A 12,072-nucleotide genomic window follows, 5' to 3' on the forward strand; every position below is an offset into this window, starting at 1 on the left:
CGGCCTCACAGGGCCGGCGGAGCCGCATCCGCCGGCGTATGGCCGGCCAGCGTGGCAATGTGCCGGGCCCGCCGCACCACGGCCTCGTCGACCATGTTGCCGTCGCTGTCGCGGAACACTCCGGCAGCCGCGTCGGCGAACTGTTCCAGGAGGCTGTGGGCCCAACGCAGTTCGGTCTCGGTCGGCGTGAAGACCTCGTTGGCGACTGTGACCTGGCCGGGGTGGATGCAGGCCCGGCCGAAGAAGCCCAGCCGCTTCAGTGCCGCGGTCGTGGCACGGTAGCGGGCGGGGTCGCCGAGATCGGCGGATACCGGTGCCACCGGTGCCCCGATCCGTGCCGCGCGGCTGGCGAACACCACCTGCGAACGGGCGAACAGCAGCTCGGGGGCGTCGGGCCCGGGGGTGAGAGCCACGTCGGCGGCAAGGTCGATCTCGCCCAGGTGGAGCAGAGCCACCCGCGGCGCCGCGGCGATCTCGGGGGCGGCCAGCACGCCGCGCGCGGACTCGATCAGCGGGGCGAGCCAAGCCGATGACTTCCGCAGCGTCAACTCGCGGTCCAGAGCGGCGAGTTCGGATGCCGCGTCGGTCTTGGCCACGCAAAGGCCGGTCAGCGAGGCCAGGCCGGCGACGGCTGCGACGTCCGCGGCCCGCTCATCGCCTGCGTTGATGCGGACCCATACCGGGATTGGTGGTGTTCCTAGGTCCGTGAGCCAGTCGGCGACGGTGTCGCGGGCGGTCTCCTTCGCCGCCGGCGCGACCGCGTCCTCCAGGTCGACGATCAGGGCGTCCGCGCCCCGGGTGAACGCCTTGGTGAGGAGATCGGCGCGGTCGCCGGGGACGTACAGGTGGCTTCGGGCCGGGCTGCCGCCGGTGGCCTCGCCGCTCGCGGCGCTCATGCGGGAAGCGCCGCGTCGAGGCGGAGGGCGCGGTGCATCTCGTTGCGGACGATGGCGTAGCCCTCGTCGAAACCCATGCCGGGCTTGGCGAGCATCTGGACGACGCCGGTGGCGATGCCGATGTGCACGCAGGTTCGTGCGGAGCGGTCGGTCTCGGCGCAGGTGCCGCCCAGGACCGGTCCCACACCGTGCTGCTTGCAGTCGAGGATGGCGTCGACGGTGTGGTGCAGGGACCCCAGGTCGGGTGTCTTGATCTGCACCATGTCGGCGGCGCCGGCGGCGGCGAAGGCGTGGATGTCCTCCGCGGTGTTGGCCCATTCGTCCGCGATCAGTCGCACCATGGAGCCGCGTTCGGCCAACAGCTTGCGAAGGGCGCCGAGTTGGTCGATCTGGGCGTCGCGTCCGCCGGCGTCCAGCGGGTGCTCGATGCGCAGCGGGTAGGGCGCGGCGGCGGCTTCGAGCCTGATGATGATGTCGGCGAGGTCCTCCAGCGACTCAGCGGCGGCCCCGAGCAGCCCGTACACGTCCAGGTGCAGGGCCGGTGCGTAGTCGGAACGAGGACGCAGTGCCTCGATCCGGCGGGTGATCCAGGAGATGTACGTCTCCAACTCCCGGCCGCCGGGGCCGACGAGTTCGGCGGTGTTGATCAGGCCGTGCGGAATGACGTCGGCCGTCTTCAGGATCATCTTGTCGACGTTGTCGCAGCGGTCCTCGCCGCTCTGGCCGTAGACCGGTACAGCGGCGAGCGGCGCGGTCAGCTGCCACTCGTCCTGGATGACGCGGGCCATGAGGTGGTGCCCGGCCGCATGGGCGGCGGCGTCCAGCAGGGCCTGGGACAGGCCGTAGGCCGTGGCCCGGCCGAGACCGGGGACCTCCGCGATCAACTGCTCCGCCCGTACGGCTGCCGTCCGAAAGCTGCTCACGTCCAGCCCGCGCAGCGCGGGGGCGAGTTCACTCTCGATGGCTTCGACCATCGCGCGGGCCTGCATGCGCGGTTCGCGGCCGCCGACGCCGCTGTACTGGACGCTGGCGCAGTCACCATGGGCGACGTAGCCGTCGTCGAGGACCAGCATGACGGAGACGGACTCGGAAGGTTCACGGACCGCGCGGTAGCCATCGGTCAGTGCGGTCCCGGTGTAGGCGGCGCCGTCACGAGTCGCGCCGGCCTTGATGGCGGCCTGGTCGTCGAAGAAGAAGGCACCGAGGCCGGGTGCGGCGATGACGTCACGGATCGTCCGCCCGCCTGTGGCGACGGCAACAGGTGCTGATGCAGTGTGCGGCTGAGCGGGGGCGTTCACGGGTGGAGCTCCTCAAACGCGGCGGTGGCAGTCATGGTGGGGGTGCCGTGGTGGTCGTACGCGGTGAGTGTCGCGGTGGCGGCGTCGTGGCGGCCGCGCAGCAGCAGCGGGCCGTCGTCGAACGCGGCGGCGCGCGAACGGAACTCGAAGCGGGTCACGCACCGTTCGGGCAGGTGCACGCGGACGAGTTCGGCGAGCAGGACGGCCTGGAGCGGCCCGTGGACCACCAGTCCCGGGTAGCCCTCGACGTCCGTCGCGTAGGTGCGGTCGTAGTGGATGCGGTGGGCGTTGTAGGTCAGCGCCGAGAACCGGAACAGCAAGGTGGGGTCGATCGCGACATCACGGTGCCAGGCCCAGGACGGATCGTGGGCTCCCGAGCCGCTCGCGGCCGCTCGCGTCGGCGCGCCGCGAACCCCCCCACGAGGTCGTTGAAGACCGCCCGGCCGGCGTCGGTGGCCAGGTCGAGCACGATGGACTTCTTGCCGCGGTTGAACGTCTCGAGGTAGAGCGAGTCGGTGTCGGTGATGTAGGGCGGGACATGGCGCCCGACGTCACCACCGCTGTTCGGGTCCTCGATCTTGATGACCTCGGCACCGAGATCGGCGAGGTGGAGCGAGCCGAAGGGGCCGGCGCCGAACTGCTCGACCGCCAGGATCCGGACGCCTTCCAGGGGGAGGGCCATGATTACTGCTTCCTATACGGGCCGTGGGCGGGGGCGGACTGGCTGACCAGGCGCAGCTGCATGAAGGACAGGATGCCTTCGGCGCCGCCCTCGTAGCCCAGGCCGCTGGCGTCGATGCCGCCGAGCGGGGCATCCGGGAGGGAGGGGGCGAGCTGGTTGATGCCGATGTTCCCGGCCTTCAGCCGCTCCACGGCCTGATTGCGGTAGTACAGGGAGTCGGTGAACAGGTAGGCGGCGAATCCGTAGTCGGTCGCGTTCGCCAGCTCGATGGCTTCGTCGAAGTCGTCGTACGCGCTCACCGCGGCGATCGGCCCGAAGGGCTCCTCGGTCATGATGTCCGCGTCGGCCGGCACGCCGGCCAGCACGGTCGGCTCGAAGAAGAAGCCTTCACGCTCGGCCTGGCGGCCGCCGGTGACCAGGCGCGCGCCGCGCGCCACGGCATCGTCCGTCAGCTGCTTCAGTGCCTCGATGCGGCCCTGGTGGGCGACCGCACCGAGCGTGGTCTCCGGGTCCGCGCCGTGGCCGAGGGTGAGCGAACTGGCCCGTGCGGCGAGCTTCTCGGTGAACTCCTCATACAGACTGCGGTGCACGAGGTAGCGGGTGGGCGCCACACAGGACTGGCCGGCCGAACCGAACTTCGCCGGACTCGTCGTTGTGATCACGGCGTCGACGTCAGCGTCCTCGCACACGATGACCGGTGCGTGACCGCCGAGTTCGAACACACAGCGGATCAGGCGCGGCGCGGCCAGGGCGGCCAGGGAGCGGCCCACGGCGGTCGACCCGGTGAAGGTCGTCGCCTTGACCACCGGCGAGCTGAGCAATTGCTGCGCCACGGCCGGAGGATCACCGAAGACGAGGTTGACCACCCCGTCCGGCAGGCCCGCGTCGACCAGCGCCTGCACGATGAACGCGGCCGTCGCCGGGGCGCTCTCGGCCGCCTTGAGCACGACCGTGCAACCAGCGGCCAGAGCGCCACCGAGCTTGCGGGAGGCGAGGACCGCGGGGAAGTTCCACGCGGTGAACGCAGCGACCACGCCGAGCGGGGTCGGAACGCTGTGCCGGACGCTACCGTCGGCCGCGCCGGAGATGATGCGGCCCTCGATCCGGCCGGCCTGCTCACCGTTCCACGTCAGCGTCTCGATCGCGCGGCCGATCTCACCGCGCGCCTCGGCGCGGGTCTTGCCCGCCTCGGTCATCAGGATCGCGGCGGCGTGATCGGCGCGCTCCAGCAGCAGGGCGGCGGCTCGCTTGAGGATCGCCCCGCGCTGTGCGGGCAGGGTGCGGCTCCAGGCAGGGAACGCGCCGGTCGCGGCGTCGAGCGCGTCCTGGACGTCACTGGGGTCGGCGAGTTCGACCTTGCCGATCTCCTGACCGTTGCCCGGGTCCACGATGGGCTGGCTGCCGGCGCCGCCGTCGCGGTGCTTGCCGTCGATGAACAGCCGGGTATCTATGTCGATGGCGGCCTCAGCGGACATAGCTGGCTCCGTTCACGTCGATGGTGGTGCCGGTGGCGTGCTTGGCGAGCCCGGAGGCGAGGAACACCACGACGTTGGCGATGTCCTGCGGCTGGGCGACCTGCCCCAGGCCGGTCTGCTCGGCGGCGACCTGCACACCGACGGTCTCGGCGAACACCTTGTTCAGAGCCGTGTCGACATAGCCGGGGGCGACCGCGAACGCGGTGACGCCGTCACGGCCGTACTGCCGCGCGATGGTCCGGGTCATGGCCACGACACCGGCCTTGGCGGCGGCGTAGTGCCAGTACTCCGGGTCCTCGCCGCGGAAGGCGGCCCGGCTGGCCAGGTTCACGATGATCCCTCCGTCGTCCTGCGCGGAGAACGTGGCCACCGCGGCCCGGCACAGCACCGCAGGAGCGACGAGGTTGACACCGAGGGACAGGCCCCAGACCTCGGTCCACCGCTCCAGCGAGTCCTCAAGCGGAGCCGGCGGGTAGATGCCCGCATTGTTGACCAGCACGTCGATACGCCCGGACACGGCGAGCGCCTCGTCCCACAGACCCTGCGTGGCGGCGGGATCGCTCAGATCTGCCGCGAACGCGTGCGCACGCTCACCGATCTCCTCGCCCAGGCCCTTGATGGCCTCCAGCGAGACGTCGTGCAGCAGGACGGTGGCGCCGGCACGGGCAAGTGTACGAGCGGTGGCCTGGCCGATGCCGCCGCCGGCACCGGTGATCAGGACTACACGACCGGTGAGATCGATCATGTCTGGTTCCTCTCAGGAAGAAGGGGGAGGCAACGAGATGTAAGGCGCCCTGGCGCCCCGTCCTGCCAACCGCAAGACGAACCCAGGCGGCTATCTCTCATGTGTAAGAGTAAATGAGCGTTGAGTTGCGTACAAGGGTGAGAATGGAGGCCTTGAGGCTTACGATCGAAAGACGCCGCAAGCTGTCGGCGTTGCAAACGCTTCCTCGGTGCTGGTGGTGTGGGCGGGCCGTATGCGCCGTCCCGGCGCGGACTTCGGTCCGGTCGCCGGTGTGCGGCAGCGCGGTACGCACGCGGGATACCCTCGGGATCTAGTACCGGCGGCGTTGAGTACCTGACACGGTCCCTGATCGGATCGCCGGGTTCGAGCGAGAGGATGTCTTGGAGATGTCGCGACGCGATGCCGCTCTGTCCGGGGTGAGCGAGGTCGTGCCCGCCCCCCGGCCGGCGGTTCCCCTCGACGAGACCGACCTGTCCCTACTGCGGCTGCTGGCCGCCGACGCGCGCACGTCCCAACGGCAACTCGCCGTCAAGCTGGGCATCTCGCCGCCGACGGTGGGCGAGCGCATGAACCGCCTGGAGCGCTTGGGGGTCATCCGGGGATACTCCGTGCAGGTCGATTGGGAAGCGCTCGGCTTCGGCGTCCCGGTGTACCTGTCGGTCAAGGCCGCCAGGGGCTACGACGTCGCGGAGATGATGCGCAGCCTCTGGGAGATCACCGAGGTGGACGACGTCACCCTCGTGACCGGAAGCCTCGATCTGGTCGTCCGGCTCCGCGTACGCGACGACACCCACCTGCGCAGCGTCTTGCTCAACCGCATCTGGCAGATCGCCGGCATGCAGGGAACCGAGACCATGCTCGGCGTGGCAGAGATGCCACCGAAGGCCATGCTCACGAACCTGATCAGCCAGATGCAGGCCGATTCGGTGAAATCCTCGGACGCAGAGACGGGTACCGAGACGGCGGGCTGAACAGCCAGGCGGCCAGAGCCTTCCAAGCTGAAAGCCCAACGGTCGGCTCATCCGACTCTCGGACGCCGGCCGACAGCCCGGTTCTCCCGCGCTGTCGAGGCCCAGGCCGCTACCGGCAGTCGACCGTCGACCTCGCCAAGCAGGTCCGCCGGCGCGGCTCGACGATCATCCTCGTGACCGACGTGCAGCTTTCGCCTGCCGCGGGCGACGCACAGGTGGTCCTTCCCGTCAGCGTCACCTCCCCGGCGCCGTTCGTCACGTTCAGCGCCGGCATCATCCTCATTGGAACTGCTCGCCCTGGAGGTGCTGCACAAGCTCGGCGACCGAGGCAGGCGGCACCTCACGACCTGGGAGACGGTCCGCGGGCGCGAGTTGCTTTCCAGCAGCGAGAACGACCCGGACGCACACTGAGCCCGTCCCAACTCAACGCCGAGCTCGCGCTGCCAGAGTAGCCGGACGATGTTCGCCCGGCCCACGGAAGGCGCGCTGGTTGAGTCCGCCGGCTCGGAGAACGTCATCACCCGCTCCTCCCGGCCGCCGACAGCGGTGAGTAACTGGTCCCGCATGCCCAGCAGATCCGTCCCCGGCCGCCGGTGCGAGGACAAATGATCAAGGACGCTCCAGACATGCGGGTGCCGGCCCGCGACCACCGAGTACCGCCAGCCGCATGCCGGCGCCACCTCCCTGGCCGCCGCGAACTTCAGCGCGTCCACCTCCTTGGCCAGCCGCATCGGACGGACGCTCGCTGTCTCGCCCACACACCCACAGCAGCACCACCCGACCGGCAACGGGGGCCACTCTTCGGAGCTGATCGCAACACAGCGTTACGGGATCAAGATTCGCCCAACTAGCGTGCTCGTGTGCCAACTGAAAATCTCGGTCGCTCACCATATGGCGACCGGTCTCGATTCCGTTGCATAAACGTGCAGGAATACGTATAGTCATGCCATCGAGGAGGAGGGTCCATGGCTGTACGTGTGGCGGTCGCCGGAGCGAGTGGATATGCGGGCGGAGAAGCGCTGCGCCTGCTCCTGGCGCACCCCGAGGCCGAGATCGGCGCCCTGACCGGGAACTCCAACGCCGGAGAGCGGCTCGGCGCCTTGCAGCCGCACCTGCCGCCCCTCGCCGACCGCGTCCTGGAGGAGACCACCCCCGAAGTTCTTGCCGGGCACGACGTCGTCTTCCTCGCCCTGCCGCACGGCCGGTCCGCCGCCGTCGCCGAGCGACTGGGCCCCGACGTCCTCGTCATCGACATGGGCGCCGACTTCCGGCTGAAGGACCCCGTCGACTGGGAGCGCTTCTACGGCTCCCCGCACGCCGGCACCTGGCCCTACGGCCTCCCCGAACTCCCCGGCGGCCGCGCCGCGCTGGCGGGGGCCAGGCGCATCGCGGTGCCCGGCTGCTACCCGACGGCCGCCTCCCTCGCCCTCTTCCCGGCCTACGCGGCCGGACTCGCCGAGAACGAGGCCGTGATCGTCGCCGCCTCCGGCACCTCCGGCGCCGGCAAGGCGGCCAAGCCGCACCTGCTGGGCTCCGAGGTCATGGGATCCATGTCCCCCTACGGGGTGGGTGGCCTGCACCGGCACACCCCGGAGATGATCCAGAACCTCAGCGCCGCGGCGGGGGAGCGCGTCACCGTGTCCTTCACGCCCACCCTCGCGCCGATGCCCCGCGGCATCCTCGCCACGTGCAGCGCCAAGGCCCGGCCCGGGGTCACCGCCGACTCCGTGCGCGCCGCGTACGAGAAGGCCTACGCCGACGAGCCCTTCGTCCGCCTCCTCCCCGAGGGGCGCTGGCCCGCCACCGCCTCCGTGTACGGCTCCAACGCCGTGCAGATCCAGGTGGCGTACGACCCCGCCGCGCACCGCGTCCTCGCGATCAGCGCCATCGACAACCTGACCAAGGGCACCGCGGGCGGCGCGGTGCAGAGCATGAACATCGCCCTCGGACTTCCCGAGGAGCTCGGACTTTCCACGATCGGAGTCGCCCCGTGAGCGACGCACGAGCAGCCACCGGGCCGCAGACGACTGGGGGTACCTCCCAGGCCGTCAAGGTACTGGGGGAGATGGCCGCACCGCTGCGCTGCACGGGCGGCAGTGACATCAGCCGCTACCGCGGCGGGGCGAACAAGGAGATGCAGTGAGTGTCACGGCAGCCAAGGGGTTCCAGGCGGCGGGTATCGCCGCAGGGATCAAGGAGCGCGGAAACCCGGACCTGGCCCTCGTGGTCAACACCGGGCCCCGCCGCGCCGCCGCGGGCGTCTTCACCTCCAACCGCGTCAAGGCCGCCCCGGTGCAGTGGTCCGAGCAGGTCCTCAAGGACGGCAGGCTCTCCGCGGTCGTCCTCAACTCCGGCGGCGCCAACGCCTGCACCGGCTCCAAGGGCTTCCAGGACACCCACGCCACCGCCGAGAAGGCCGCCGGCGTGCTCGGTGTCGGCGCCATCGAGGTCGCGGTCTGCTCCACCGGACTGATCGGCGTCCTGCTGCCCATGGACAAGCTGCTGCCGGGCGTCGAGACGGCCGCCGCCCAGCTCTCGGAGCACGGCGGCGAGAAGGCCGCCATCGCCATCAAGACAACCGACACCGTCCACAAGACGTCCGTGGTGACCAAGGACGGCTGGACCGTCGGCGGCATGGCCAAAGGCGCCGGCATGCTCGCCCCGGGCCTGGCCACCATGCTCGTGGTCCTCACCACGGACGCCGACCTCGAGGCCGACGCGCTCGACCAGGCGCTGCGCGCCGCCACCAGGGTCACCTTCGACCGGGTCGACTCCGACGGCTGCATGTCCACCAACGACACCGTGCTGCTGCTCGCCTCCGGCGCTTCCGGGGTCACCCCGGGGTACGCGGAGTTCGCCGAGGCCGTACGGGCGGTGTGCGACGACCTCGGGCAGCAGCTCATCCGGGACGCCGAGGGCGCCAGCAAGGACATCAAGGTCGAGGTGGTGGGCGCCGCGACCGAGGAGGACGCCGTGGAGGTGGGCCGCTCCATCGCCCGCAACAACCTCCTCAAGTGCGCCATCCACGGCGAGGACCCCAACTGGGGCCGCGTCCTGTCCGCCATCGGCACCACCGGGGCCGCCTTCGAGCCCGACCGGCTGAACGTCGCCATCAACGGCGTCTGGGTCTGCAAGAACGGCGGCGTCGGCGAGGACCGCGCCAAGGTCGACATGCGCTACCGCGAGGTCCACATCGTGGCGGACCTCGCCGCCGGCGCCCAGACCGCCACCATCTGGACCAACGACCTCACCGCCGACTACGTCCACGAGAACAGCGCGTACTCCTCATGAGCTCCGGAACCACTCGCAAACACACCGCGCTCCCCAAGGCGAAGATCCTCGTCGAGGCGCTGCCCTGGCTGACCCGGCACCACGGCAAGATCGTCGTCATCAAGTTCGGCGGCAACGCCATGGTGGACGAGGAGCTGAAGGCCGCCTTCGCCCAGGACGTCGTCTTCCTGCGGCACGCCGGCCTCAGGCCCGTCGTCGTGCACGGCGGCGGCCCCCAGATCAGCCGGGCGCTCGACCGGCACGGCATCGTCAGCGAGTTCAAGGCGGGCCTGCGGGTCACCACCGAGGAGGCCATGGACGTCGTGCGGATGGTGCTGGCCGGGCAGGTGCAGCGGGAGCTGGTGGGCCTGCTCAACCAGCACGGGCCGTTCGCGGTCGGCCTCACCGGCGAGGACGCGCACACCATCACCGCCACCAAGCACACCCCCGAGATCGACGGCGAGCCGGTCGACATCGGGCGGGTGGGCGAGATCACCGCGATCGACACCGGCGCGATCGAGGCGCTGCTCGCCGACGGCCGTATCCCGGTCGTCTCCTCGATCGCCCGCTCCGAGGACGACGGGCACGTCTACAACGTCAATGCCGATACGGCGGCCGCGGCACTCGCCGCGGCACTGGGCGCCGAGACCCTCATGGTCCTCACCGACGTCGAGGGCCTTTACGAGGACTGGCCGAACTCCGACGAGGTGATCAGCCGCCTGACCGCGAGCGAGCTGGAGAAGCTGCTGCCGGAGCTGTCCTCCGGCATGGTGCCGAAGATGCGGGGCTGCCTGCACGCGGTGCGCGGCGGCGTGACCACCGCCCGCGTCATCGACGGCCGGGTCCAGCACTCGATCCTGCTGGAGATCTTCACCGACGAGGGCATCGGCACGATGGTCGTGCCGGACGAACAGGGGGAGTCGTGAGCAACCAGGACGTGAGCCACCAGGACCCGAGCAATCAGGACGTGGGCAACCAGGCACTGGCCGCGCGCTGGCAGGGCGCGCTCATGAACAACTACGGCACCCCGCGGCTGGCCCTCGTCCGTGGCGCGGGCGCGAAGCTGTGGGACGCCGACGGCCGGGAGTACGTCGACTTCGTCGGCGGTATCGCGGTCAACGCGCTCGGCCACGCCCACCCCGCCGTCGTCGAGGCGGTCGGACGGCAGATCGCCTCCCTCGGCCACGTCTCCAATCTGTTCATCGCCGAACCGCCCGTCGCCCTGGCCGAACGGCTGCTCCAGCTCTTCGGCCGGGACGGCAAGGTGTTCTTCTGCAACTCCGGTGCCGAGGCCAACGAGGGCGCCTTCAAAATCGGCCGGCTGACCGGGCGGCCGCACATGGTCGCCACCGAGGGCGGCTTCCACGGCCGTACGATGGGCGCCCTCGCGCTCACCGGCCAGCCCGGCAAGCAGGAGCCGTTCCTGCCGCTGCCCGGCGAGGTCACCCACGTGCCGTACGGCGACGCGCGGGCCCTGGCCGCCGCGGTCACCGAGGAGACGGCCCTCGTCGTCATCGAGCCCGTCCAGGGCGAGAACGGGGTCGTGGTGCCCCCGCCCGGCTATCTGAAGGCGGCCAGGGCGATCACGGCGGCCACCGGTTCGCTGCTGGTCCTCGACGAGGTGCAGACCGGGGTCGGGCGCACCGGGCACTGGTTCGAGTACCAGGCCCACGAGGGCGTCCTGCCGGACATCGTCACGCTCGCCAAGGGCCTGGGCGGCGGACTGCCGCTCGGCGCCACCGTCGCCTTCGGGCGCGCCGCCGACCTGCTCCAGCCCGGTCAGCACGGTACGACCTTCGGCGGCAACCCGGTCGCCTGCGCCGCCGGACTCGCCGTCCTGGACACGATCGCGGGCGAGGGACTGCTGGAGAACGTCAAGCGGCAGAGCGAGAAGCTGCGCGAGGGAATCGAGTCACTGGACCACCCGCTGGTCGCCCACGTCAGGGGCGCGGGCCTGCTGCTGGGTATCGTGCTCACCGAGCCGCGCGCGCCCCAGGTGCAGCAGGCGGCTCAGGAGGCCGGTTTCCTGGTGAACGCGCCCGCCCCCGACGTCGTACGGCTGATGCCGCCGCTGAACCTCGGCGACGACGAGGTGGACGCCTTCCTCGGAGCGCTGCCCGGCGTCCTGGACGTGGCAAACGGGGACGGATGATCCGGAGATTGAGACGACGATGAGTCAGGCGCAGAACGGTCAGACCGAGGCCGGGCCGGCGGTGCCGCAGACCCGCACCGCCCGTCACCGCCGGATCGTGGACATCCTCAACCGGCAACCGGTGCGCTCCCAGAGTCAGTTGGCGAAGCTGCTGGCCGACGACGGGCTGAGCGTCACCCAGGCGACGCTCTCCCGCGACCTGGACGAGCTGAACGCGGTGAAGATCCGCAACACCGACGGCGACCTCATCTACGCGGTGCCCAGCGAGGGCGGTTTCCGCACCCCGCGCGCACCGCTGGGGGAGTCGGTGAAGGAGGAGCGGATGCGGCGGCTCTCGCAGGAGCTGCTGATCTCCGCGGAGGCCTCCGCCAACCTCGTGGTCCTGCGGACGCCTCCGGGGGCGGCGCAGTTCCTCGCCTCGGCCATCGACCAGGCCGAACTGCACGACATCCTGGGGACCATCGCAGGCGACGACACGCTGCTGCTGATCAGCCGGGACCCCACCGGGGGACAGGCACTGGCGGACCACCTGCTGAGGCTGGCGCAGAACGGCCAGTGACCCCTGGCGCGGGCCCGGCCGGAC

14 protein-coding genes are annotated in these 12,072 nt (G+C 70.8%); 8 read left to right on the forward strand and 6 right to left on the reverse strand.

All coding sequences use genetic code 11. The features are described 5' to 3' along the window. Nucleotides 1-5: 5 nt before the first annotated feature. From ACWEK3_RS13105 to ACWEK3_RS13130, 6 genes are read right to left on the reverse strand one after another with little or no spacing between them, the layout of a single operon-like run. The gene (locus tag ACWEK3_RS13105) at nt 6-896 is read right to left on the reverse strand and encodes an HpcH/HpaI aldolase/citrate lyase family protein (protein ID WP_453249685.1); all 891 of its coding nucleotides are present in this window, start codon (nt 894-896) and stop codon (nt 6-8) included. After that, nucleotides 893-2,194, reverse strand: coding sequence for a methylaspartate ammonia-lyase (locus ACWEK3_RS13110; protein ID WP_450539242.1), 1,302 nt, complete (start codon nt 2,192-2,194; stop codon nt 893-895). Before ACWEK3_RS13110 ends, ACWEK3_RS13105 begins: the two co-directional genes overlap by 4 nt. Next, nucleotides 2,191-2,514 (reverse strand): hypothetical protein, encoded by a 324-nt coding sequence (locus tag ACWEK3_RS13115; protein WP_453249686.1) that lies wholly within the window; start codon nt 2,512-2,514, stop codon nt 2,191-2,193. The genes ACWEK3_RS13110 and ACWEK3_RS13115 overlap by 4 nt, the downstream gene beginning before the upstream one ends. Next, complete coding sequence (locus ACWEK3_RS13120; protein ID WP_453249687.1) at nt 2,490-2,876, reverse strand: CoA transferase; 387 nt, start codon at nt 2,874-2,876, stop codon at nt 2,490-2,492. Before ACWEK3_RS13120 ends, ACWEK3_RS13115 begins: the two co-directional genes overlap by 25 nt. 2 nt (nt 2,877-2,878) lie before the next feature. Further along, nucleotides 2,879-4,351, reverse strand: coding sequence for an NAD-dependent succinate-semialdehyde dehydrogenase (locus ACWEK3_RS13125; RefSeq protein WP_453249688.1), 1,473 nt, complete (start codon nt 4,349-4,351; stop codon nt 2,879-2,881). After that, on the reverse strand, nt 4,341-5,096 hold the full coding sequence (locus tag ACWEK3_RS13130; protein ID WP_450539250.1) for an SDR family NAD(P)-dependent oxidoreductase: 756 nt from the start codon (nt 5,094-5,096) through the stop codon (nt 4,341-4,343). Before ACWEK3_RS13130 ends, ACWEK3_RS13125 begins: the two co-directional genes overlap by 11 nt. Before the next feature lie 416 nt (nt 5,097-5,512). On the opposite strand from ACWEK3_RS13130, the gene ACWEK3_RS13135 reads away from it, so the two are divergent. From ACWEK3_RS13135 to ACWEK3_RS13170, 8 genes are all read left to right on the forward strand, one after another. Then, the gene (locus tag ACWEK3_RS13135) at nt 5,513-6,067 is read left to right on the forward strand and encodes an Lrp/AsnC family transcriptional regulator (RefSeq protein ID WP_453249689.1); all 555 of its coding nucleotides are present in this window, start codon (nt 5,513-5,515) and stop codon (nt 6,065-6,067) included. A 282-nt stretch (nt 6,068-6,349) separates the two neighbouring features. Beyond that, the gene (locus ACWEK3_RS13140; RefSeq protein WP_453249690.1) at nt 6,350-6,478 is read left to right on the forward strand and encodes a hypothetical protein; all 129 of its coding nucleotides are present in this window, start codon (nt 6,350-6,352) and stop codon (nt 6,476-6,478) included. Nucleotides 6,479-7,032: 554 nt separating this feature from the next. Further along, nucleotides 7,033-8,061 carry an N-acetyl-gamma-glutamyl-phosphate reductase gene (gene argC / locus ACWEK3_RS13145; RefSeq protein WP_450539254.1) on the forward strand — a complete coding sequence of 343 codons (1,029 nt, stop codon included), beginning with the start codon at nt 7,033-7,035 and terminating at the stop codon, nt 8,059-8,061. Continuing rightward, nucleotides 8,058-8,210 (forward strand): hypothetical protein, encoded by a 153-nt coding sequence (locus ACWEK3_RS13150; RefSeq protein WP_453249691.1) that lies wholly within the window; start codon nt 8,058-8,060, stop codon nt 8,208-8,210. Before argC ends, ACWEK3_RS13150 begins: the two co-directional genes overlap by 4 nt. Further along, nucleotides 8,207-9,358: a bifunctional glutamate N-acetyltransferase/amino-acid acetyltransferase ArgJ gene (argJ, locus tag ACWEK3_RS13155; protein WP_453249692.1), complete on the forward strand. Its 1,152-nt coding sequence runs from the start codon at nt 8,207-8,209 to the stop codon at nt 9,356-9,358. The genes ACWEK3_RS13150 and argJ overlap by 4 nt, the downstream gene beginning before the upstream one ends. Then, a complete protein-coding gene (argB, locus tag ACWEK3_RS13160) occupies nt 9,355-10,263 on the forward strand; it encodes an acetylglutamate kinase (RefSeq protein WP_383058809.1) in 909 nt (302 codons plus the stop codon). The genes argJ and argB overlap by 4 nt, the downstream gene beginning before the upstream one ends. Nucleotides 10,264-10,304: 41 nt before the next feature. After that, nucleotides 10,305-11,489, forward strand: coding sequence for an acetylornithine transaminase (locus ACWEK3_RS13165; RefSeq protein ID WP_361412885.1), 1,185 nt, complete (start codon nt 10,305-10,307; stop codon nt 11,487-11,489). A gap of 19 nt (nt 11,490-11,508) precedes the next feature. Beyond that, nucleotides 11,509-12,048 (forward strand): arginine repressor, encoded by a 540-nt coding sequence (locus ACWEK3_RS13170; RefSeq protein ID WP_100567805.1) that lies wholly within the window; start codon nt 11,509-11,511, stop codon nt 12,046-12,048. Nucleotides 12,049-12,072: the final 24 nt, after the last annotated feature.

The organism is Streptomyces sp. NPDC004721, assembly GCF_053601495.1.